The organism is Pedobacter nyackensis, assembly GCF_900176505.1.
GTDB classification, from domain to species: domain Bacteria; phylum Bacteroidota; class Bacteroidia; order Sphingobacteriales; family Sphingobacteriaceae; genus Pedobacter; species Pedobacter nyackensis.
In genome coordinates this window covers 70,145-93,623 of the sequence record NZ_FWYB01000009.1, presented here as the reverse complement: position 1 = coordinate 93,623, position 23,479 = coordinate 70,145, and the positions used below count along the sequence as shown (strand labels likewise).

At 39.5% G+C, this 23,479-nt stretch carries 16 protein-coding genes; 6 read left to right on the top strand and 10 right to left on the bottom strand.

From position 1 onward, the window contains the following. Positions 1 to 158 precede the first annotated feature (158 nt). The 3 genes from B9A18_RS16390 to B9A18_RS16380 all read right to left on the bottom strand — a co-directional run bounded on the left by B9A18_RS16390 (position 159) and on the right by B9A18_RS16380 (position 3,011). Complete coding sequence (locus tag B9A18_RS16390; protein WP_235005346.1) at positions 159 to 1,499, bottom strand: S8 family peptidase; 1,341 nt, start codon at positions 1,497 to 1,499, stop codon at positions 159 to 161. An 89-nt stretch (positions 1,500 to 1,588) separates the two neighbouring features. After that, a complete protein-coding gene (locus B9A18_RS16385; RefSeq protein WP_084290519.1) occupies positions 1,589 to 2,113 on the bottom strand; it encodes a hypothetical protein in 525 nt (174 codons plus the stop codon). A 97-nt stretch (positions 2,114 to 2,210) separates the two neighbouring features. Further along, positions 2,211 to 3,011: a DUF4382 domain-containing protein gene (locus B9A18_RS16380; RefSeq protein ID WP_084290517.1), complete on the bottom strand. Its 801-nt coding sequence runs from the start codon at positions 3,009 to 3,011 to the stop codon at positions 2,211 to 2,213. A gap of 157 nt (positions 3,012 to 3,168) precedes the next feature. Here B9A18_RS16380 and B9A18_RS16375 point away from each other — a divergent pair, with 157 nt between their 5' ends. From B9A18_RS16375 to B9A18_RS16360, 4 genes are read left to right on the top strand one after another with little or no spacing between them, the layout of a single operon-like run. Beyond that, entirely contained in the window at positions 3,169 to 3,447 is a 279-nt protein-coding gene (locus tag B9A18_RS16375; protein ID WP_084290515.1) for a hypothetical protein, read from the top strand. Between the two features lie 43 nt (positions 3,448 to 3,490). Next, a complete protein-coding gene (locus B9A18_RS16370; protein ID WP_235005345.1) occupies positions 3,491 to 4,300 on the top strand; it encodes a hypothetical protein in 810 nt (269 codons plus the stop codon). A gap of 13 nt (positions 4,301 to 4,313) precedes the next feature. After that, positions 4,314 to 4,988: a response regulator transcription factor gene (locus B9A18_RS16365; protein ID WP_084290512.1), complete on the top strand. Its 675-nt coding sequence runs from the start codon at positions 4,314 to 4,316 to the stop codon at positions 4,986 to 4,988. Between the two features lies 1 nt (position 4,989). Then, positions 4,990 to 6,312, top strand: coding sequence for a sensor histidine kinase (locus B9A18_RS16360; RefSeq protein WP_084290510.1), 1,323 nt, complete (start codon positions 4,990 to 4,992; stop codon positions 6,310 to 6,312). Positions 6,313 to 6,318: 6 nt separating this feature from the next. On the opposite strand, the gene B9A18_RS16355 is transcribed toward B9A18_RS16360, so the two are convergent. From B9A18_RS16355 to B9A18_RS16325, 7 genes are all read right to left on the bottom strand, one after another. Further along, positions 6,319 to 7,572, bottom strand: coding sequence for an MFS transporter (locus tag B9A18_RS16355; protein ID WP_084290509.1), 1,254 nt, complete (start codon positions 7,570 to 7,572; stop codon positions 6,319 to 6,321). An 18-nt stretch (positions 7,573 to 7,590) separates the two neighbouring features. Beyond that, positions 7,591 to 8,508, bottom strand: coding sequence for an ROK family protein (locus B9A18_RS16350; protein WP_084290507.1), 918 nt, complete (start codon positions 8,506 to 8,508; stop codon positions 7,591 to 7,593). Between the two features lie 100 nt (positions 8,509 to 8,608). Continuing rightward, positions 8,609 to 12,664 (bottom strand): hybrid sensor histidine kinase/response regulator transcription factor, encoded by a 4,056-nt coding sequence (locus B9A18_RS16345; protein ID WP_235005344.1) that lies wholly within the window; start codon positions 12,662 to 12,664, stop codon positions 8,609 to 8,611. Between the two features lie 26 nt (positions 12,665 to 12,690). Next, positions 12,691 to 15,315: a DUF4962 domain-containing protein gene (locus tag B9A18_RS16340; protein ID WP_235005343.1), complete on the bottom strand. Its 2,625-nt coding sequence runs from the start codon at positions 15,313 to 15,315 to the stop codon at positions 12,691 to 12,693. Between the two features lie 9 nt (positions 15,316 to 15,324). Next, a complete protein-coding gene (locus B9A18_RS16335) occupies positions 15,325 to 16,719 on the bottom strand; it encodes a sulfatase family protein (RefSeq protein ID WP_084290503.1) in 1,395 nt (464 codons plus the stop codon). 2 nt (positions 16,720 to 16,721) lie between these two features. Next, positions 16,722 to 18,218 carry a sulfatase family protein gene (locus B9A18_RS16330; RefSeq protein ID WP_084290689.1) on the bottom strand — a complete coding sequence of 499 codons (1,497 nt, stop codon included), beginning with the start codon at positions 18,216 to 18,218 and terminating at the stop codon, positions 16,722 to 16,724. Positions 18,219 to 18,227: 9 nt separating this feature from the next. Further along, complete coding sequence (locus B9A18_RS16325) at positions 18,228 to 19,871, bottom strand: sulfatase family protein (protein ID WP_084290501.1); 1,644 nt, start codon at positions 19,869 to 19,871, stop codon at positions 18,228 to 18,230. 348 nt (positions 19,872 to 20,219) lie between these two features. Here B9A18_RS16325 and B9A18_RS16320 point away from each other — a divergent pair, with 348 nt between their 5' ends. Further along, a complete protein-coding gene (locus B9A18_RS16320) occupies positions 20,220 to 21,428 on the top strand; it encodes a glycoside hydrolase family 88 protein (protein ID WP_084290499.1) in 1,209 nt (402 codons plus the stop codon). A gap of 14 nt (positions 21,429 to 21,442) precedes the next feature. After that, the gene (gene hepC / locus B9A18_RS16315) at positions 21,443 to 23,419 is read left to right on the top strand and encodes a heparin-sulfate lyase HepC (protein ID WP_084290497.1); all 1,977 of its coding nucleotides are present in this window, start codon (positions 21,443 to 21,445) and stop codon (positions 23,417 to 23,419) included. Positions 23,420 to 23,479: the final 60 nt, after the last annotated feature.

Sequence of the window (23,479 nt, the reverse complement as noted above, 5' to 3'; positions counted from 1 at the left end):
TATTAGCATCAGCCTCTAAAAGACGTATTATTCCTGTTATATTCTAAATCAAACAATGACCAGGTTTGCTGTATGGCATAAATCGGGAGCTTCTCGCATAAACAAAAAAGGGGCTGTATCATGTGATACAACCCCTTCCTTATAGGCGTAATAATTTATTACTTTGATTTAGTCATTTCTTCAGCCATTACCAATGCATTGTAAGCATTTACAATTCCACCAGTTCTGCATAATTCCGTCATTTTTACCTTCGTACCACCTGATTTAGGTTTGGTAACAGGGAAATCAATCTTGGTAACAGATTGTTCAATGATAAATTTCAATTGTTTTGCAGTTAGTTCCGGATAATAGCTTTTTAACAAAGCAGCTATTCCGGCAACAACCGGAGTAGCCATACTTGTACCCGACAAAGGGCTGTATTTATTTCCCGGTATAGTAGCATAAATGGCAACTCCGGGAGCAAACACATCAACCGTCTGATCGCCATAGTTACTAAAAGGAGCAACAAGACCAGCTTCTGTAGCACCACTAGCACCAACCGTAATCATGTTTGAAGCTCTTGAATTTCCTTTCATATGAAAAGGGCTTGGATAATGCGGCTCGCTATCGATATCTGTACCTTCATTTCCGGCAGCATTTACAAGCAACACGCCTTTCTTTTCAGCATAACGAATAGCATCTTCTACCAATTTACGCTCAGGAGAAACCCTTTTACCAAAGCTCATATTGATAATTTGTGCGCCATTATCTACTGCGTAACGAATACCCAGGGCCACATCTTTATCGTGCTCATCACCATTAGGAACTACACGTACACCCATTAACTGCACTGCACCTGCAATACCGTCCATACCTATTCCATTGTCACGCGTAGCGCCAATAATTCCGCCAACATGTGTACCATGAAAATATGGATCCCCCATTAGGTTAGCATTTCCGTAAAAACGATCCTTAATATTAAAGTAATCATCTTTTACTTGCTTTGCTCTGAAATCAACCGGAGCAATACTATCTGCTTTCTTTAACAAACTTTTGCTCAGTACCCATGAGCGATAGTGTTGAAGATCGTTCTTTTTTACTTCTTTTTCATTTTCAACATTTGCAAACTGATCTTTATATCTGTAATACACACGTTGATATTCAACACTTTCATTAGTTACCTGTCCATTTTCACCACCTAAAAAGTTCCAGCCGAATACATCGCCCTTGTAACCGTTCCCATCCAGATCCTGATTACCAAATGTTTCCTTGGGGTTTCTCCATAAATTTGCTTTTAGATCTTCGTGCAAAGTATCCAGACCACCGTCTAATACTGCTACCACTACAGGTTTTGGGGTTTTGCCTTTTAACAACTCATTATAAGCCTTTAAAACACCTGTACCGTATACTTTTTCTACATCTTTAGACTGTAAATGCCAGTTTTGTTGCGGTGGTTGCTGCTGCGCAAAGCTCAATGCAGAAACCAACACCCCCGACACCATTGTAAATAGTTTCTTCATGTTGTTTTTTTTCATTAGTTGCCGCAACTTACGCAAAATCCGGGAATTGTTAATATCCATAGATTGTAACGTATCTCTCACAAAGGCAATTAATGTTTGCCTTTACCCTGCCCCTTAGATTCAGATTTGGAATTACCTTTACCCTTCTCTTTAAAGTTACCTTTGCCTTGAGGACCTTTCTCGTTCCCTTTTGATTTGTTTTTAGGGTGCCCTTTAACTACATAGTATTTAGGATTATCACTCCTTAAAATAACGGCTTGTCCGCGGTTGGATTTATACTTCGCGTATTTTACTTTCTGCTCTTTAAAATGCAAGTATGGTTTAGGCGAATTGATGACAACTTTATAACCATTGTATAAATCATAATTACTATATCTTGATGGCAAAACAGTACTAAATATCCATTCACCGTTACTCAGGTAAATAAATTGTCTTCTAGGCACATAATAATAACTTTCTATATCTGGCAAATAATAATAATCTACATGGTCATACCCGACCGGTCCCCAGAGCGGTTGAGATCCGATATTAATATTTACACTTATCTGAGCAGAAGAGCTGAAAGGCATAAAACCGGATACAACCACCAGAATCAAAATGAATAGCTTTTTCATAGGAATAAATATTAAAATGTTTATAATGAGCAAAGGCCCGACAACTGGAATTCTTTTTATAATCAGTCATCGGGCCTTTGCCATATTAGATTGTTAATTATTGTTTCAAAACAATCGTTCCAAGGTTATTGTTTTGACCCAGGCTTACTGCAACATTAGTAATGGTACTATCTTTGTAACCAACAACAGGTACAAACTTCACAGAATAACTGCCAGCCGCAAGACCACCTACTGTAAATTTACCTGTTAACGGATCAGCTATGGTACCTACAGTATCTGTTCCGGCGATAACCAATACTTCAGGATGGCTCAATAAAGGCATCACAATTCCAGATACCAATCCAGAGGTTGCTGTTGTAATTCCCCTTACTACCGGTTTAAGCAAATACTTACCATTTCCAGTCTTTACAATAGATTTAGCTGCGTCAAAATCAAGTAATAGTGAATAGGCTACACCTGGTACTAATGATGGATTTGCTTTAAGTTTAACTTTCCAGCCGGAAGATTGCGCACTTGGTGTAGTCAGTGACTGCGAAACTCCATCAACAACGATTGTATTTCCTGAGTCGTTTAATACCAAACGAATGTCTGTAATTTCACCACTAGGCATTTCTCCTGAGGCTACCAGAATGTCAGGCTTGCTGCTACCTATTCTGAAATCTAAAATATTAAAGATGCTTGTCTCAGCGGCGAATGTATATGGTTTACCGTCTGAAAAAAGTATAATTTCTTTAACACTAAGATTAATCTCGTCAAAATTACCAGGTGCATCCGTCATCCTGATTTCTACCTTTGTTGTTCCGTTATCGGATCCATTCCCATCTTTCGTACACCCAATAAGACTGACAAATCCCGTAAACAATAAAGCCAAGCCGGCGTATACAATTCTCTTTTTCATAGTTTTGATTTTAAATAAACATTAACATTTTTGTTACTCAAAGTTGAGAACCGAAGATGAATTTAAGATGAGATTTCAAGTTTATTTGCCTATAAAATTTCATCTTAAATTCATCTTAGACCATGACATTTGTTCTTGTTACCTTTATATTTACACAATGGATAGATCTTTTGTTTTCAAAGCATTGCTATTTTTCATCTTGGCATTACCGAAATGGACCTCGGCCAGCGTATTGGCTGTTGATACTGCCGGATACAATCTACAAGATGAAAAAAAAGATAAAAGCAAGGAGAAATCAGATCCTAAGCAAGAACCCGTAAAACCTGACATCAGCACGGTCCCTAAAGCACGAAAGCAATCCAGACCACCTGTGGTTAAGCCCAATATAAAAGCTAAGCCTATCAAGGTTATTCGTCCAAATATTAAAAGACCGTAGTACTTAATTTATGAGGTGCATATCTATTCTGATTCTGATTTGTATGGTTTCTATTAAACTACAAGCACAAGAGGATACTGTTAAAAAAACTACTATAACTCTAGCCGCACTTTATAGCAGCAATGTGAGTTATTATGGACAAACTACCGACGAAAAACTTCCATATGTGTTAACAAATGCAACGGTACGATTCCCTATAGGTCTTTATGTTTCTGCTGGGGCTTACAAACTTTTAAACTACGGCTCAGGCATATCTGAAACGGATGTTGGGCTTGGCTATGATTATGATTTCTCTGATAAATTAAGTACAGGGATAGCCTATACACGTTTTTTTTTTCCGGCAAACTCGCCCTTGTTACAGGCCGCGAATGAAAACAACCTAAACCTTTCGGCAAAATATACATGGCCATGGCTTAAAAGTTCAGTTAGCGCCGATTATGCTTTTGGCAGGGAGAATGATATTTTTATCAGCCTTAACCATGCTAAAGAAATCAGTCTGGGTAATTTATTTAATGAGAAAAATTATATTTCTATAGAGCCTGCAATTGAACTTATTGCGGGTACCCGCCATTTTTATGAAACCTATACCATAGAAAAGAGCAAACGCGATAAAGCCAACGGCAAAGGCAAAGTACCTGTTTCACCCGGTAATTCAAATTCAACAATCACCACTACCCTGGCCTCAAATAGTTTTAACCTGCTATCTTACAATTTCAAACTCCCACTCAACCTGAGTCGCGCCAATTACATGGCTGAGATCAGTTACCAACTATCAATTTTAGGTCCAAAGGCCGATGCAGAGTTAAAACAACAACAATCGTTTTTTGGTGTGGCATTTTATTATCAGTTTTAATTCAATTGACACTATGAAAGTATTAATCGTTGAAGACGAAAAAACACTGGCTTATGAAATGGAGGCCTTTCTAAAAAAGAGTTTTTATCAATGTGACATAGCCCTTACCTTCAGAGCCGGTCTGGAACAGCTGGAACTAAACAACTACGATTTTATTTTAATAGACCTGAGTTTACCGGATGGAGATGGCCTGGAAATATTGAAAAAAGCCAAAATAAATAATCCGGATGCAGCTTATATTATTATTACGGCAAGAACAAACCTAAAAGACCGGGTTAGCGGACTGGATCTTGGAGCTGACGATTATCTGCCCAAACCATTTTATCTTTTAGAGTTGCAATCCAGAATGCAGGCCATTGCCCGACGGAAGTTCAATATCTCTGAAGAACTTTTATCCATAGGTGAATTTCACATAAACCTGCCCAAAAGACTCGTCCTGTTTGAACAAGAGCAGATTGAACTTTCGCGTAAAGAATTTGATTTATTTAGTTACCTTTTACTTCACAAAAACAGGGTATTAACACGTGGTCAGCTCAGTGAACATATTTGGGGCACTTTTGTAAAAGATGATTATGATTCAAATTATATTGATGCCCATATCAAAAACATCCGCAAAAAATTAAATGTATGGGCGGATACTGAATGGCTGGAAACCGTACGCGGTGTAGGTTACCGTATTAAGAAATAACATGAAATTATCTACTAAACTTACGCTTTTCATTACCGGTTCAAAATTGGTAATTGTATTGCTTTTTGTTCTGGCACTGCCATTTCTTATCAAGGAGATAGCTTCAGAATATACCAATTACACGTTAAAGCAGCAGCGCAAAAAAGTACTGACGATTGTAAATAAAAATGGTCCGGATTATTACTTCCAGGGCGATGATAACTATGGTAGTTATACCATACTCAAAGAAGAATTCATAGCGTTGTTACCAGTAGATGCCAGTTTGAAATTAGACACCATTAAAAACTCTCAGCGCCTCATTGAAAGCGACACGCTCAATTACAGGGTTTTGAGTTACACCTTTAAAAACAAAAATAAGAACTATCTGCTGGAGATCGGTAAGGCTACAACCAGCATTAATCAGTATAACAACCCCTTACAACGTTTCGCCCTATATCTTTTAATAACCCTGATAGCTTTAACTATATTAATTGATCTTACTTTTATCCGCGTACTGATCCGGCCGCTGGGGAAAATTATAAAAACCAGATTAATAAACAGAAGATTCCCATTTAAAGAGGGCCAAAAGCGAATTGAAACCAGTACAGCTGATTTTAAATATCTTGACGAGTCGTTGATTCTGTTGATGAGTCAGATCAATGAAGCCTTCCATAAGGAAAGGGAGTTTACTTCCAATGCTTCCCATGAACTAATGACTCCCATTAGCATCCTCCAGAATAAAATGGAAAACCTGCTTGCAGAGGAAGCCCTTGATGAGCCTTCCTCCATGGCTATTATCGAAATGATGAAAACTGTAGACAGGTTAAAGAATATTACCAGTTCACTCCTACTAATTTCCAGGATTGAAAATGAGCAATACATCAGAAAAGAACAGGTTCAGCCCTTGCAATTGTTTAATGAGATCGTGGAAGAAATCAGTCACAGACTGGAAGAAAAACAGATACAGATTTCACTTAACATCTCTCCTCAGGCAGTCCTTAAAGGGGTAAATAAAGATCTGCTGTTTCAACTTTTCTTTAACCTGATTCATAATGCCATAAAATTCAATCGTGATAAAGGAAATATTTTCATAAACGACAGCTATTTAAATAATGGAGCTTATGAAATTACCATTAGGGATACCGGCATAGGAATTCCAAAAGAGGATTTACCGAATATTTTCGATCGCTTTATGAAAACAAACCTTGAAGGTGATGTAGGGTATGGATTAGGACTCGCCATTGTAAAAAGCATTGCTATGTACCATCAAATACAAATTGATGTTAAATCGAACCTTAATGAGGGGACAACATTTAGCATATTGTTCCCCCTCAGTTCCGTATAACCTCTTCTATGCTTTAAACAATTCCTTCAAACTTACCGTCTTATTATTGATCATGGGTTTGGCATAATAGGCTAAAAACAGGATATAAGCCAGCGTTAGGTAAAGGAATACCAATGCATAGCGTAGTCCGATCATATCTCCCAAAGATCCAATAATTAACGGCACCAAAGCCCCGCCAAAAATCCCCGAACACAATATTCCTGAAAACGAACCATGGTGCTGAGCCACTGAATTTAAAGCCAGAGAGAAAATAATAGAAAACATCACCGAGATGAAAAATCCGGCAGCCGGAAAAGCATACAAAGCCATTTCCTTATCACCGAATAAAGCAATAGAAATTACCAGCATAGAAATCAGTGTAGCCAGTTTAAGAATCAGCTTTGAGTCCCACAGCTTTAATAAAGCCAGGCCAAGCAAACAGCCCAGCGACATCAGCCCCCAGAACCAGGCTACAGCTTGTGCCCCCTCCTTACCTGGATCAACTCCATGATAAGTTCTTAAAAACTCCGACATCCAGTTAGCCAATGCCTGCTCTGTGCCTACATAAGCAACAATACCTCCAAAAAACAGCAATACGTTTTTGTTCTTAAGCAGACCCAGATAAACAACTGCAGCTCCTGATTTCTCATCCTCTTTCAGTTCCACTTTTGGCATTTTAATAAAGGAAAGCAACAATAAGATCAGTAAAAAGATAAAGCTAAACAACCAATATAAGGCGGTCCATGATAAGTTATCCTTCACCAAACTGGCCAACAATCCAATTAAAGGGCTTTCAATAGGACTCGCAGAAAGCTCTCCTATAAGATAAGAAAATACAAAAGGACTGATAAAGGAAGCCAATCCAAATACGAGTTGTCCCAATACCGAAAAGAAAGCAAAGTTTTCTTCACCACCCGCCGTCCGCATCAATGGATTAATAATCACCTGCAACATGGCCATACCTATCCCAATGATAAATAATGAACCTAATGCTATACCATACTGTGGATATAAACCAAAAGCCATAGCCCCGATAAAGTTCAGCGTAAAAGCAATCAGCATCGATTTTTTTTCGCCAATCCGCTCAATCATGATACCCGATGGGATTGACATGATGCCATAGGCTAAAAAGAAGGAAAAAGGCAAAAAGGCTGCCATAGTAAGACTCAGGTTATAAGTCTGGATAATGATCGGCATCAATGGTCCAAGAATATTGGTTACAAAAGATATGACAAACCAGATCAACAGGATAACACCAACCAAAAAATTATTACGTTGCATATAAATTCTTTTAAATGATTAAAATTTTGAAAACACTCTTGCCGCACAACCGAGTAGACCAGCCTGGTTACCTAATTTTGCAGCTACTATATGAGTATACTGTGCTGTTCCAGGCATAGCCCTTTCCATTACCCTCGACCTGATTTCTTCTATATAAAATTTGCCGGATTCGCTGATACCACCACCTAGTACAATTTTTTGGGGGCTAAATACATTCACATAACTTGCGATACCCGTGGCCATGTAATCAAAATGATTTTCCATAGCAGAAATAGCTTTCTGCTCTTTGGCCAGATAGTTTTCTACAATCATTTTACCAGTAATACCTTCGGGGCCTGTTCCATGGAGCAATGCATAATCATTAATCAGCGCAGTTACTGAAGCATAAGCTTCAAAACAACCCGACGAACCGCAGGAACATTTGATTCCACCATGAAGGATAGTGATGTGTCCTAATTCAGTACCACGGTTTTTATAACCACCATAAAGCTTTCCATCGATGATCAATCCCCCGCCTATTCCGGTCCCTACTGTTATAAAAACGACGTCGGTACAGTCAGCTGCCGCACCATAAATCAATTCACCCCAACCCATCATGTTGGCATCGTTATCGATTACCACCTTTAAGCTGGTAGAAGTTTCAATAATTTTGCCCAGGTCCAGGTTTTCAAATCCGGGCAGATTATCGGCCCCGCCGATTACTACATTCTGATCTACAATACCGGGAAAGCCGATACCTACCCCAATTACTTTTTCGGGTGCATGCTCTACGCATTTACGGATTGCTGCATTGATCAATGCAATGACTTCACCCTCTGTTAAAATATTATTTAGCGGAAATAAAAAGGAATAGATCACTTCTCCAGTGTTGCTTACCAGTCCACATTTTAAAGATGAACCACCCACATCAATTCCTATAGCGTACGATTGTGTCAATTTTTCTCAGGTTTCAATTATCTAAATCGAAATTAGATTTAATGGACCTGAGGAGATTTCAATATTGTCTTTAATGGTTTAGATTTTGTCCTAAAAGCAATTAATTACTATCAGATTCCTTCCTTGCAAGGTATTCTGTAGGCATGCAGTCGTAATACTGCTTGAATGCAGTAGAGAAATACGAAGGTGAATTAAAGCCCGACATATAAGCTACCTGCGCAATGGTGTACTGGCGGGACTCCATCAGCTCGACTGCCTTTTTAAAGCGAATACGCTTGATAAAATCCGTAGCAGATTCGCCTGTGATAGCTTTCAGCTTTAAATAAAGATTTGAACGGCTCATGCCAATCTCCTTACTAAACTTGTCTACCGAGAAATCAGATTCTGTAATGTGCGTTTCAATGATGGCAATAGCGTCCCTTAAAAAGTCTTCGTCCAAAGTATTGAAGGCTATATTTTCGGGAATGATATCCGTGGAACTGGAATAATATTCTTTTAACCTTTTGCGCGACCTGCTAATGTTTTGCAGTTTAGCTTCTAGTATGGCAATAGAAAAAGGCTTGGTTACATAATCATCGGCCCCTACTTCCAGACCTTTAATCTGGTGATCTGTTTCATTCCTGGCAGTCAGCAATATCACCGGAATATGGCAGGTTTGGATGTTCTGTTTGATTCTTTTACAAAAGTGTATGCCATCCATTTCAGGCATCATTACATCGCAAATGATCAGGTCTACCTGCTCCTCCTCCAATACTCCCAATGCTTCCTTACCATCATAAGCAACGCTAACCTGGTAAATATTATCGAAATAGTTTTTAAGATACCCTACTATCTCAGGGTTATCATCTATAACCAGTAGTTTTTCTTTTTCAGGACCAATACCAGTTGTTTCTTGCGTTACAAGCTCTTCATCGTCTGCAATGCTGCTATGTGCATTCTCAACAGAAAGCTCATACTTTGGTGTTTCTATATGTTCATCAGCATCATACTGTTCATCAGCCAATGGTAAAGTTACCACAAACATACTTCCTTTACCCAAGGCACTTTCAACAGCAATGCTTCCATGATGCAATTCCACCAGACTTTTAGTAAAGGCAAGCCCAACCCCCGAACCAAGGTTCATTTCCTGACCGTTTACCTGGTAAAAGCGATCGAATACGCGTTCCTGGTTTTGATCATCAATACCAATTCCGGTATCACTAACTTTAATCACGGCATCGCCATTCTTTTCAGCAAACTCAACAGTTATGGCACCACCTTCAGGAGTATACTTAAATGCGTTGGAAAGCAGGTTAAACAGAATCTTTTCTACCGCATCCTTATCAAAATAAAAAGACAACCTGGCTTCGGTAGAGCGGAAGCTATATTTGATCTTGTTTTTTTCAGATAGGGTAAGGAATGAACTGTAAACTTCATGGATAAAACCAACCATATCGGCTTTCCTTACCTTAAGTTTTTTAGTACCCAGCTCTGTTTTTTTAAACTCAAAAAGCTGATCTACGAGACTATACAGTCGCTTTGCATTGAGAAGTATTAACTCATGGTGCTTCCTTAATGTCTTATCGGTAACCGGCTTGCTCATGATTTCTTCGAGCGGCGCCAGGATTAACGTCAATGGTGTACGGAATTCATGTGAAACATTGGTAAAAAAATCCATTTTCATCCGATTGATGTAATCTACCTTTTCACGTTCCATTCTCTCCAGCTTTAACTGGTGTAAGGTTCTTATCCGTTCTGTTAAAATTCTGTAAGCAAAATATCCGCCCGCAGCAGCCAAAATAGTAAGTAGGAAATAAAACCAATTGCTGTTCCACCATGGTGGAGATACAACTATCTCTATGCTTTTCACTTCACTGCTTTCGCCCAAAGGACCTACCGCTTTTACATGAAACATATATTTTCCGGAAGGCAGGTTGGTATAACTGGCCTTCGACATATTCTCAGTCAGCTGCCAGTCGGCATCAAAGCCTTCCAATTTATACTGGTACTTCGTTTTATTTGGTGAGATGTAATTGAAAGCATTGAAGAAGATCGTAAACTGCTTATACTCATGCTTAAAATTCAGCCTACCAGCCTGATCTATATGCTGATCCAGCACATCAGAACCATCTTCAGGGACAACTGTCTTGTTAAATACTTCGAGTCCGGTGAAGGTTACTTTCAACTTCTGCGGACCTTGTTTTAAAGCCTTAGGATAGAAATATGAAATACCATTTATCCCCCCAAAAAGCATCATTCCGTCTGATGCTTTGCAGAAAGCATACAAGTTAAACTGGTTGTTTTGCAAACCATCTTTATTATCAAAAACCTGAAGCTTACGCGTATCAGGGTTGAACTTTACCAGTCCTTTATTGGTAGATATCCATAAAAAGCCTTCATCATCAGCTTGTATACCATAAATGGTTCCTTTCAAAAAGTCTTTTCTGGTATTGTAGGTTATAAATGATCGGGTCTTTTCATCAAATAGGTTTAAGCCATCCCGGGTTCCTATCCAGATGCGCTTTTTATGGTCTTCGGCAATACAACTCACCACATCATTACTTAATAAGGTCCCAGAAAAAGTATCGAACAAGAAGTTATCAGGATAAAACAGATTTACACCATTTGTGGTGCCTATCCATATCCTTTTTTTAGAATCTTCCAGCAAATACGTGACCTCATCAGAGGTTAAACGTTTACCTGCCTTATCAATATAAACGTGATTAAAAGCCCCTTCAGCAGCGTTAAACTGATCAAAGCCGGTCCTTGTACCTACCCATATCCTGTTCTTATGATCTCTTAGCAAAGCGTACACCATATCACCGCTAATACTTTTTGAATCGTTGACCTTATGCCTGTACACCTTACTTGTTCCAGTAGCCGGATCAAAGTAATTCAGTCCCGAATTATGGGTTCCTACCAATAACTTACCGGATTGATCAAAAGCAATTGCTTTAATATTATTGGAGCTTAGTGCAGCCTGACCAGATTCTTTAGCCGTATAGTACTTAATGGTTCCGGCCCTGCGGTTCCAGTAATTCAACCCCTTATCGTTGGTTCCGATCCAGAAGTCGCCCTTACTATCCTGCTTAATCACATTTACCACCTGATCATTCAGTGAAAGGCTTCCTGTGTTTTGGTTGAGAAGATTAAATTTAATGTCATTATGATGGTAGTAGTTTATCCCGCCATAAAATGTACCCAACCACATCCCATTTTGCTTGTCGCGGTATACACAACGTACAGAATTCTGACTGATGGTATAAGGTATGGAAGCCTGGTGATAGTAATTTTGAAAAGTATTGGTTTTCGGATCAAGAATGGAAAGCCCCTTAAAAGTACCCATCCATATATTGCCCAGCACATCTTTATTGATACCCCTTACGTCATTATCAACCAGACTGCCTGCAATGGCACCACTATGCCTGTAATTATACATCTGATCATTCGCAATGTTATATTTAACCAAACCACTGCCTTCTGTACCAATCCAGAGCCAGTCTCCCTCTATGAAAATATCATTGATTTTAGGTCTGCCCTGCCCTAAATTTATAAAACTTAACTTTTTACTGGCCTTGTTCATTTTAAACAAACCTACATCTGTACCTACAAGCAAAGTATTTTTAACCAGGGCCAGCTGGGTAACGCTTTTAATGTCGTAAGCTGAGGCATCAAAATTAACCTGTTTAAACTGGCCAGAGGCTTGATCCAGATAAAAGATCTCGCCTGCACTCGAACTTACCCAGATTAAATTGTCGCCATCCTGAATGATGGATGAGATAAACCATTCGCCCGATTTACGGGGTAGTCGGTAGTTCTGAAAACTATTGGTAGCATAATCGTAACGACTTACACCCTGGTTACCTCCAACCCAAATCAGGCCTTTGTGATCCAGATAAAGACTACGGATAAAGTTAGATTGTAAACTGTTTTTATCCCCTTTAGAAGGTCTGTAGACCGTGAAACTCTCGCCATCATAACGGTTAAGTCCGTCCTGAGTAGCCATCCACATAAAACCTAGTGTATCCTGTACAATTGTAAATACAGTGCTTTGCGATAGCCCTTTATCAACAGATATACTTCTAAAATAACGTTTTACAGGCTGTTGAGGAATATCCTGTCCATATACTGTCTGCCCAAATATTACAAGCCACAGCAACAAACAAAAAAAAGACATCCCGTTCCTCATGGCCCAAATCAATATTATTTACGTTTAAATCCGGCATCAAAATTAACTACATCTGGCAAACTATCCACTACTTCCTGCTTATTAATTACATTATTTTTCAATTCGATCAACATGGAGCTCCCTTTTACCCTATGTTCATATACTTTACTTTTAACTTTTACCGGCCTATTTCCATAGCTAAATACTGAATTTTCATTAGCAGATTTCACCTGTAATGAAGCTGGCTTAGTAGCATTTAATTCCGCCATAATTTCCCATTGACCCAGCTTTAAATGGTAAAGACCATTGACATCATTCAGCAGTTTAACGACCTCAACAACTCCGTTTTTCAACTGGATAATGGTTAAGAAACGGTTCTGCTGCACAGGATTAGCAGTACTGATCCCGGCATGCCATTGGTCTTTAAATTCAATGACATTATCTTCATCATCGGTTTTACCTTTCCAGTTTTTTGCCGGGAAATTATATTTATCATGGATGCTCATTTGCAAAGGTGTATGTGCATAAATTGCTGCATTTACATGGCCCAGACCGGTTGTCAGATCAAAACTTTGTGTTAAAGCATTTCCACTCTCTTTTCCATTCATATTAAAAGGGCTATGAAACTGAGTAGTCCATTTCACCGGTTTAACCGCTTCCAGTTCATCATATAACACTACATAATTGCTATCCAGTTGTAGCATATGTCTTCTGTATAATTTCACACCAGAATTACCATAACCACTGTTTTTATCAGCTTTAAGCCCAATTTCTTTAAAACGACCTAACCAAAAATCTGTAGTTACTTCCCCGTAAGCATTTGACGCATCGCCCAAAGCATACTGAATGTGCGCTCCTGTCATAAAGCGTGGCATCCAACCATAGCCATCCTCACCTATCCTTTGTCCAAGGCTATCGGCTAGAATTGTATTGTAGGCTCTGGATGAACGATAGTCTAAAAGATTATGTGCATCACTAAAATTGCTGTAGAATCCTGTACCACCAAATACCTTTTTACCTTTATAGTTAATGGTAAAGGCATTTTGAGCAGCATGACCATGCCCTGCTGCACCAAAAGGATTGGCCATTAAATAGCTGGTCAGATTTTTACCGGTATGTGCCAGATCGGAATGCATGGCGGCTAGCCCCACATCATTAAATACTCTTCCTTTAGGCAAAGCCGATGGAGATACAACTGGTTTTGTTGCTTTCGGATTGAAATTCAACAACCTGAACAGCTGAAAATCATCATTTCCTTTAAAATAATCAGGTTTACTTTTTCTGATTTCGGAAACATACCAGTTTAAATATGGATTATTTACTTTTAAAGCCAAGGCATCAGCAAAAATGGCCTGCATTTTTACCGTACCTCCCAAATTCTCGTGCATATCACCTACGGCTGTAGAAGTTGAGTTCGGCGGATAACTATACAGCATGTAATAAGGCAGATTTTGCATCCAGCTTTGCTTGAAATAATCTACTCCTGAAATGTTTCCGAATAATTCGGGCAGGTAAATCAATGTTTCGTAATGCGTTCTGAAATAACCATTTCCTTCATGCCATCCACCATCATTGGTACCCAATACCGGGAAACGAGCGCTCCATATTTCATAAACATAGGTTAGCCATTCGTGGGCTTGAGGCAATTCACTAGCTACAGCGACTGCTGCAATTGAGAAATTGCGCATAATATGCTGCCAAACATGGTTATCACACATTTGCAATTCAAAGCGGTTAGGCAACCCCTCATAGATCTTTTGTCCACGTATACCGATGGTATTTTTTAACAGATTCTTTTCTTCCGCAGTAAGATATTTAAATCCGGCATCATATAACCATGCCAGGCCTTCAATGATATTCCCATTGTTAAAATCATCACGTGTAGCCAATCCATCAGGGTTCATCTTAGCTACATGTACTGCTCTTTTTATGGCCTCTTTTATAAACCGTTCCTCTTTTGTTAGCTGAAAAGCGATACAAAGGTTTCTGATCGGCATCGCTACCTTTTCACCAAAACCATGATACATAAACTCTACCATCTGCTTGCGTTGCAAGGCATTCATCCCTGTGGTATCCCGAGGTCTTGTTGGCTTCTCTTCTGGCAACTCTTGCCCTAATAATTTGCTGGTAGCAACTACAAAAGCTTTAGCTTCCGGATTATGTTTGTTGTTGGTATAAAAAGCATCAGCACCTTTATTCATCCCCCATAAACGTGGATGCGCGGCCTTACTCTTTTCCAATATTGTTGCAACAGTAGGTGAAACAAACAGGTTTTTAGCTTGCTTCTTTACGACAAAATCATAGGTGGGCGACCATTTCCATTTAGCTCCCGACTTCTCAACAGCAGCGTATTTCCAATACCATCTGCCTGGTTTTAAGCTTTGGTGCAGTGGATATACAGCCCAGCGCTGTTCAGCACCGGTAATTACATCTTTATTAAACAGGCTATCACTAGCTAAAATCACCTTATACTTAACCGTTTTACCTTTTACACCTGGCCATAATAAACACGGACTGTCATCAGGAACTTCAACCCGGTTTATCGGGTATGCCCATTCGCGAACCCGCGGGTGTAACATACCGGTATCCAGCTGTTTCACTGCTTCTTGTTTAACCGGCGTAAAAAGTAAGGCCGACTGAAGGACAATTGCTAAGCTCATGGCCATAGTTTATTTTTTTAACGCGTAAAATGAGTCCTGATGCTCTTTACACCATTTCTTAAGATAAGCGCGCATTTGATTCAATGTTTTTTTATGAGAAGCTTTTACAGCCAGGTTATCCATTTCGCCCGGATCATTCTGCAAACTAAACAGTTGCTCTTTAATTTCTCCTTTATCGTATACGATATACTTAAATTCTTTAGTAATTACGGCTCTTCCCTTGATCCCCAATAGTACCTCGTTATCGGCAAAGTCTGTTTCTATAACCAATGTATCGCGTAAATTAACCCTAGGGTTTTCGATACGTTCCTTTAGATTTGCCCCTTTTAAATAGGCAGGTGCCTCAATACCGGCAAAGCCACATATTGTAGGGATAATATCAATCCCATTACATACCAATTGGTCATCAGTTTTAGCTTTCCATTGTCCGATTTTAGAAATCATGAATGGTATTTTAGCTGACTCTTCATAAAGAACCTGCTTTTGGTTCCACTCATGTGCCGCATAACCATCACCGTGATCACTTGTGAAAATGATGATGGTATTGTCTTCAATACCGTACTTCTTTAAGGACCCCAAAACCATGGCCACATAGTTGTCTACCTTCTCTACCAAACGGTTATAAGCCCAACGGTATTTACGCCATTGCGCTTCATCCCAACCAACTGATGGATACGTACGTGGACTTACTTTCTGCTGTTCTCTAATGATAGCAGGTTCATTTGGGGAGATTCTCCAGTTTGCAGGAAGTTTTGGACATAAAGCCGTATCCGGTGAAGCATCTATTACATCCATTTTTAAATTATCGCCTCTGGCCCATTCGCAAATGTCGTGGGGATTAAGAAAAGAAGCGACCAATAAGAAAGGGTTATCTTTGTTCTTTTTTATAAAAGCAGCGCAATGTGATGGAGTAACTGCATCAGTATAATCACCGGGACCTGTATTACTGATGGTTTCAAAACCATGTTGTTCGATTTTGGTAGCAGGAACAGGCAGGTGCCATTTACCGACATAGCCGGTTTTATAGCCTCCTGCCTTAAATATTTTACCCATCATTAGTACCGAATCAGGCCATTGTCCGTCTTTCTCCGGCGCATTGCCGGTAAAGCCCGATTCATGAGGCATTTTGCCACTAAAGATAGCTGATCTCGAAGGCGTACAAAGTGGCTGAGCGCAATAAGCGCGGGTAAAGCGGGTTCCATTAGCTGCCAATTTATCCATGGCAGGTGTATGTAAATCCTTGTTCCCGGCATTACTCATCGCATCAGCAGTTTGCTGATCGGTCATAATGATGATAATATTTGGCTTTGAGGCAATTGCCTTTTGAGCCTGAGCACCAACATTCCCAAATCCGGCCAACAAAGTGACAGCGATCAGTAATCCTTTCATTTTGTACGTCTTCATACTTAATTCAAATAATTGTAAATAGAATCCAGCTTAAACTGTTTTTGAGCTTCGGCACTTGGGCGCGGTGTTTTATCGATCTCGCTGAAATACGGAGTACTGTCCCAAATTAATTTACTATTGCCCATACGCGGATCTTTGGTTTGAACAAGATATCCCTTCATCTGCGTTGCAAGTGTTTCCTTGATTTTAGCATACTTTGCATCTGCGGCAAGGTTATGCAACTGATCAGGGTCATTTTTTACATCAAACAACTCCTCTGCAGGACGTTTACCGAAACCTAATTCAAACATTGGTTTTACTGCCGGATTGTCTTTATTTGCAATCATATAGAATTTAGCTGGTCCCGGATAGTTTAACATATAGGGATCGATGTCACCATACAATGGTGGATCACCAGCTGGCCATCTTCCCGGCTCATAATTTCTGATGTATAGAAAATCTTTGGTACGGATTGCCCTACCCGGGTATCCTAAACCATGCTGACGCACAAAGGCATGACGCTCACGTCCTAATACGACAAAGTCTCTTTCTTTCTCCTCTGCTTTTCCTTCTGTTACTACCGGCAATAAACTTTTACCTGTCATATCTGCTGGTACAGCCACATTACCCAATTGTAAAAACGTAGGCGCTAAATCGTTCAGTGTAACCAAATGATCAGAAACTACATTCTGTTTGAATTTACCTGGCCATGAAATGATCATTGGTACGTGAGTTCCAAAATCATATAGGTTGGCTAAACCCCTTGGCATTTGCCAGCCGTTATCACTACATACTACAATTACGGTATTGTCTAACTGTCCACTTTGTTTCAATTCAGCTAATATTTGTCCAAGTTCCTGATCGAAAGTTTCAATTGCCGCGTAATAATCTGCAATATCCTTACGCACATCCGGATGATCCGGTAAATAGCCCGGAACGGTTACTTTTGTTGGATCAATACCCGCTTTAGCACCAGAACCAACTACATATGGTCTGTGTGGATGTAAGCTGCTTACCCAATAGCTCCATGGACCTTCTTTTTTGTTTTTTAAGAACTCACTAAAGCTAGCATACTTGTTTCCTCCTGGATTACGAGGACGTTTGTTAGCTTCGAAGCTACCTGGCCCCCAACCTTTTCCCTGGAAACCGATCGCATAGCCCGATTCTTCCAGCAAGTCCGGATATACTTTGTACTTAACAGGTAATACGCCCCATAAATTGGCACCATCTTCGAGTCTCCAGATATCCTGACCGGTTAGCATGGCTGCCCTTGCAGGTGTGCAAGAAGGAGAACTGCAAAAGGCATTGGTAAAACGCACACCCTGTTTGGCAATTAAATCCATATTAGGGGTACGTACTGTTTTATCGCCATAGCTACCCACATGGTTCCATGACTGGTTATCAGACATGATCATCAGGATATTTGGACGCTCTTGTTTCTTTTCAGGGGAGCAGGAAGCCCAGGTAAGCACCATCATTAGTGCTGCAGGAATGTATTTAAAATTGTTAAACTTCATATTCGTCATTTATTTAGTTACCGCTTCTGTTGGATTAGTGTCTTTGTATTGCTCCTGGAGTTTTTTAAGTTGTTCTTTTAGTTCCCGAACTACAGGCTGATAAGCTTTATTGCCATATAGATTGTTCATTTCCTTTGGATCTTTATGCAGGTCATAGAGCTCCCATTCATCTACATCATTGTAAAAGTGGATCAACTTATAACGCTCTGTTCTGATACCATAATGTCTTTTTACCATATGCCAGCTTGGGTATTCATAGTAGTGATAATACACTGCTTTACGCCAGTTTTCAGGCGCTTTACCTGCATTATCCAATACCGGGCGCAGAGAAACACCTTGCATATCATCAGGTATTTTAACTCCAGCATAATCCAGTAATGTTGGTGCAAAATCAAGGTTCATGGCAAAAGCATTACTTACCGAACCGGCTTTAATAGCGGCAGGATATCTAACCAATAAAGGTGTTCTGAAAGATACATCGTACATAAAACGCTTATCGAAATACCCATGTTCTCCCAGATAAAAACCTTGATCCGAAGTATATACAATAATGGTATTATCTAACTCCCCAATTTTTTTCAGGTAATCCATTAACCTGCCTACGTTTTCATCAACAGAAACCACACAAGCAAGATAATCGCGCATGTATTGCTGATATTTCCAACGTACCAGATCCGCACCTTTAGGGTTTAGCTTTTTAAATTCAGCTACACGTTTGTCGTATACCTTTCTCCACTTTGCTTTCTCTTCAACAGTCATTCTGTTGTATACTTCAAAAAAACGGGCTTTATCCAATGATGGATCATTGGCTTGCTGATAATCATCACCCTTGGCATCTTTAAATTTCTTCTCTTTAGGCAATTTAGCCATAGAGTCGAGCTGTGCTGTGGACATCATTTTAAGATCCCAGGCACTCCACATGTCAGTAGAGATGTTCATCAATTGCTCTTTAGCAGCTCTACCCCTGTTTTTAAAATCATCCAATAGATTATCCGGTTCAGGAAAAACAGTATCATCAAACATTCCCAGGTGTCTTGGTGCAGCCAACCAGTTGCGGTGCGGTGCTTTATGCTGATAAATCATCATAAAAGGCTTGTCGTGGTCTCTTTTCTCAAGGAAACCAATAGCCTTATCCGTAATCACATCGGTAACATAGCCTTGTTCCTTAACAGTATGACCATTCTCGAAAAACTCAGGCTGATAATACTGCCCTTGGTTAGGCAAAATGCTGTAATAATCGAAGCCCATAGGCGTTGAACCCAAATGCCATTTACCGATCATTGCAGTTTGGTAACCGGCTTTCTTGAGCAGTTGCGGATAGATCACCTGAGTGCTATCAAACACTTTGGCGTTATCAGTAAGCCCATTGATATGGCTGTACTTACCGGTCAGGATAGTGGCCCTTGATGGGCCGCATACAGCATTGGTGACAAAACAGTTATTAAACAAAATGCCCTCGCTGGCAATTTTGTCCAGATTGGGCGTTTTAATAAGTTTACTGCCATAAGCACTCATAGCCTGAATGGTATGATCATCCGTCATGATGAACACAATGTTAGGCCTTTTAGTACTTGACCCTGTATTTGGTTGCTGACATGAACTAAGGGCCATGCCGGCCACAAAACAAGACAAAATAAGTTTCAAATTACCCATTTTTAATATTCAGGTTTTTATGTAAGGTTAGGTTTTTAATTGCGCTCCCCCGCAGGGAAAAACGAATATATAGCAGTCCCCCAAGAACCGATTTAGGTATTGTTTAAAATCGTATCACTTTTGATGAATCCACTGATTATTTTGCGAAAGCGCATCGTTAAACTCATTTTACGAGCAAATAGGTCAAGTCAAATCCAAAAAATCCTTAAAAAAATTTAAAGATTCACCAATTCCTAAATGAATATATCCGATATCGAAATCTTCTGTTTTTTATCGTACCTACCTTCATAAAATCATTAATATCTAAAATTAACAGCTCAAACTGCATTAAAAAACAAAAGCATAATTATGAAAACACTACTAGGTTCATTTGTTGCCACTATCGCTTTGATAGGTTCAACAAATAGTATGGCAGTCACGAAGGACAACGGAGATGATTGGTTAAAGAAGTCAACAAAAACTGCGGTATACCAGTTAACCAAAGCAGCGCAAACTTTTACACCGGGAATGAATCCAAGATCGATCAACCCTGATGGAACAGTAAGACTTGCTCCTGTACGCGATTGGACAACCGGATTTTTTCCAGGTACTTTATGGTACGGATACGAATTATCGGGTGATAAAAATTTAGCCGCAGAAGCCAAAAGGTTTACACTTGGGTTAGACTCACTACAATATATAAAAGATACACACGACTTAGGCTTTATGTTGTATTGCTCATATGGTAATGGCTACAGATTAACCGGTGATAAAATTTACCGCAAACCTCTTGAGAATGGTGCAGCAAATTTATATGCACGTTTCAACAAAAAAGTAGGTGCTATCCGTTCTTGGGATTTCGGTCACTGGCAATTCCCGGTAATTATTGATAACCTGATGAATCTGGAGTATTTATACTGGGCAGGAAATGAATTCAATAAACCGGAATGGTTTGCTGCAGCTAAAACGCATGCCGTAACTACAATGAAGAACCATTTCAGAAAAGATTACAGCTCATACCATGTAATCAGTTACGATACTTTATCCGGAAAAGTATTACAAAGAGAAACCCACCAGGGTCTGACACACAATTCGGCATGGGCCAGAGGACAAGCATGGGCAGTATATGGCTACACCATGAGTTTTAAAGATACCAAAGACAAAAAATTCATTCAACAGGCTGAACATATCGCTTCGTTTATCATGAATCACCCGAAAATGCCTAAGGATAAAATTCCACTTTGGGATTTTGATGTACATAACTCAGACCGTTCGCCAAGAGATGCTTCTGCTGCTGCTGTAATCGCTTCTGCGCTGTTAGATTTAAGTACACAGGTAAAAGACGGTGATAAATACTTTAAATTTGCTGAAGATATATTGAAAACCTTGTCATCAGACGAGTATTTAGCAAAACCTGGAGAGAATCAATTTTTTATCCTTAAACATAGTGTAGGTGCGTTCCTTTACAATTCAGAGATCGATACACCTTTGAACTATGCAGATTATTACTATCTGGAAGCATTGAAAAGATATGCTGAGATTAAAAAAATTGACTTAAAAACAATCGCCCAGTCTTAATTTAGAACCAAATAATGATGAACCTAAAAAAGATCATCCTTTTGCTTACTCTTGCCCCTACCCTGTTGTTTGCGCAGCAGCAGAGCAATCGGGTATCAAAAGACAGCTTCAGTAACCTGAATCTGAATTATCCCGGCCTGGAAGAAGTAAATAAGCTTATAGCTGCAAATGATTATGAAAATGCAGCTAAAGCTTTATTAAAGTACTACAGAAAACGAGATAACATCAAGCATCCTGACTATAACAAGGAAGACCAAGCGAAGTTTGCAGGTAAAAAACTTGCGGAGGGTGTACAGGAAAAAGCTGATAAGGGTATGCTGCATCAGTTTTATGTACACCCGGGCTATGGATTTATTGATTATGGTAAAGACATCAACTGGCAACACTGGCCAATTAAAGATAACGAGATCCGCTGGCAGTTACACCGTACTTATTGGTGGCAGCCAATGGGACTGGCCTACTGGGCTTCGGGTGATGAGAAATATGCTAAAGAATGGATCTTTCAGTTCCGCGACTGGGTAAAAAAGAATCCAAAAGGATTATCTAAGGATAATGACAGGTTTGCGTGGCGCCCTTTAGAGGTGGCTACCCGCATCCAGGACCAAACAGGAATGTTCAATATGTTTGTTAACTCTCCTAACTTTACGCCTGATTTCCTGCTTGAATTCTTGAATATTTATAATCAACAAGCTGATCATATCCTTAATAACTATTCTGACAAAGGAAATCACCTGTTGTTTGAAGCACAAAGAATCATTTATGCAGGTTGTTTCTTCCCTGAGTTGAAAGCCGCTGGGACCTGGAGAAAAAGTGGTATTGATATCTTAAATTCAGAGATCAAGAAACAAATTTATCCTGATGGTGTACATTTTGAGCTTTCGCCAAACTATCATGTAGCTACAATCAACATTTTCTTAAAGGCCCTGCGTATGACTCAGTTGACAGGAATGTCTAATGAGTTCCCTGAAAGCTATAAGAAAACTATTGAAGAGATGATTATTGCGCTGGCTGATTTTTCTTTCCCTGATTACGCTTATCCTATGTTTGGTGATGCCAAACTGGCTAAAAAGGATGAAATGGTAAAGCAGTATAAAGAATGGCAGGAAGTTTATCCTACAAACCAGGTAATTAAATATTTCGCTACTGAAGGAAAGCAAGGTACCGCGCCGGCTTATTTATCAAGTGCGTTAAAAACGGGTGGTTTTTACACCTTTAGAAATGGCTGGAAAGAAAATGCGACTGTAATGGTACTAAAAGCTAGTCCACCGGCATTCTTCCACAGTCAGCCCGACAATGGTACATTCGACTTATGGGTAAATGGCCGCAACTTTATGCCTGATGCCGGCGCTTATGTATACAGCGGAAGTGAAGAAATTCAGAAACTGAGAGAGGCTTACCGTCAGACTAAAGTACACAAGACTTTAACGCTTGACAATAACAATATGGACATTAACAATGCCAAATTGATGACCTGGAAAGCTAGTCCTGCTGTTGATCTGTTGGTTTACAGCAACCCAAGTTACAAAGACCTCAACCATCGCCGCAGCGTATTGTTCATTGATAAAAAATACTTTGTAATCATTGATGAGGCTGTAGGTGCTGCAAAAGGCAATGTTGGTATTCACTTCCAATTAGCTGAAAAAAGCAACGCCGCGTTTAACAAAAACCAGAACAGTGTACAAACGCAATACAAAGATGGTAATAACCTATTGATTCAAACCTTAGGTAAAGGTGCTACACTAACTGAAGAAGAAGGTAAAGTATCTTACTCCTACAGGAAAGAAGTTGCGCGTCCTGCTTTTGTATTTGAAAAAGCAAAGAACACCGACAATACGGTAAGTTTTACTACAGTTCTTTATCCTTATGAAGGTGCTAAAGCTCCGGTAATTAATGTTAAAGAAGGTTCAAAACACAACCTTGCAAAAGGTATCGTTGATTTGACATTAACCATTGATGGTAAAAAACGTCAGATTTCTGAACAATTGTATTAATCTATATCCAAACTGGAATAGCATAGAAAAGCCGGACAATGTCCGGCTTTTTCAGTTTAT

Coding starts and splice junctions, on each gene's coding strand:
- B9A18_RS16365 (WP_084290512.1), top strand. CDS start 4,314: ATGAAAGTATTAATCGTTGAAGACGAAAAAACACTGGCTTATGAAATG.
- B9A18_RS16335 (WP_084290503.1), bottom strand. CDS start 16,719: ATGAAGACGTACAAAATGAAAGGATTACTGATCGCTGTCACTTTGTTG.
- B9A18_RS16325 (WP_084290501.1), bottom strand. CDS start 19,871: ATGGGTAATTTGAAACTTATTTTGTCTTGTTTTGTGGCCGGCATGGCC.
- B9A18_RS16380 (WP_084290517.1), bottom strand. CDS start 3,011: ATGAAAAAGAGAATTGTATACGCCGGCTTGGCTTTATTGTTTACGGGA.
- B9A18_RS16360 (WP_084290510.1), top strand. CDS start 4,990: ATGAAATTATCTACTAAACTTACGCTTTTCATTACCGGTTCAAAATTG.
- hepC (WP_084290497.1), top strand. CDS start 21,443: ATGATGAACCTAAAAAAGATCATCCTTTTGCTTACTCTTGCCCCTACC.
- B9A18_RS16345 (WP_235005344.1), bottom strand. CDS start 12,664: ATGTCTTTTTTTTGTTTGTTGCTGTGGCTTGTAATATTTGGGCAGACA.
- B9A18_RS16320 (WP_084290499.1), top strand. CDS start 20,220: ATGAAAACACTACTAGGTTCATTTGTTGCCACTATCGCTTTGATAGGT.
- B9A18_RS16355 (WP_084290509.1), bottom strand. CDS start 7,572: ATGCAACGTAATAATTTTTTGGTTGGTGTTATCCTGTTGATCTGGTTT.
- B9A18_RS16340 (WP_235005343.1), bottom strand. CDS start 15,315: ATGAGCTTAGCAATTGTCCTTCAGTCGGCCTTACTTTTTACGCCGGTT.
- B9A18_RS16390 (WP_235005346.1), bottom strand. CDS start 1,499: ATGAAGAAACTATTTACAATGGTGTCGGGGGTGTTGGTTTCTGCATTG.
- B9A18_RS16375 (WP_084290515.1), top strand. CDS start 3,169: ATGGATAGATCTTTTGTTTTCAAAGCATTGCTATTTTTCATCTTGGCA.
- B9A18_RS16385 (WP_084290519.1), bottom strand. CDS start 2,113: ATGAAAAAGCTATTCATTTTGATTCTGGTGGTTGTATCCGGTTTTATG.
- B9A18_RS16330 (WP_084290689.1), bottom strand. CDS start 18,218: ATGAAGTTTAACAATTTTAAATACATTCCTGCAGCACTAATGATGGTG.
- B9A18_RS16370 (WP_235005345.1), top strand. CDS start 3,491: ATGGTTTCTATTAAACTACAAGCACAAGAGGATACTGTTAAAAAAACT.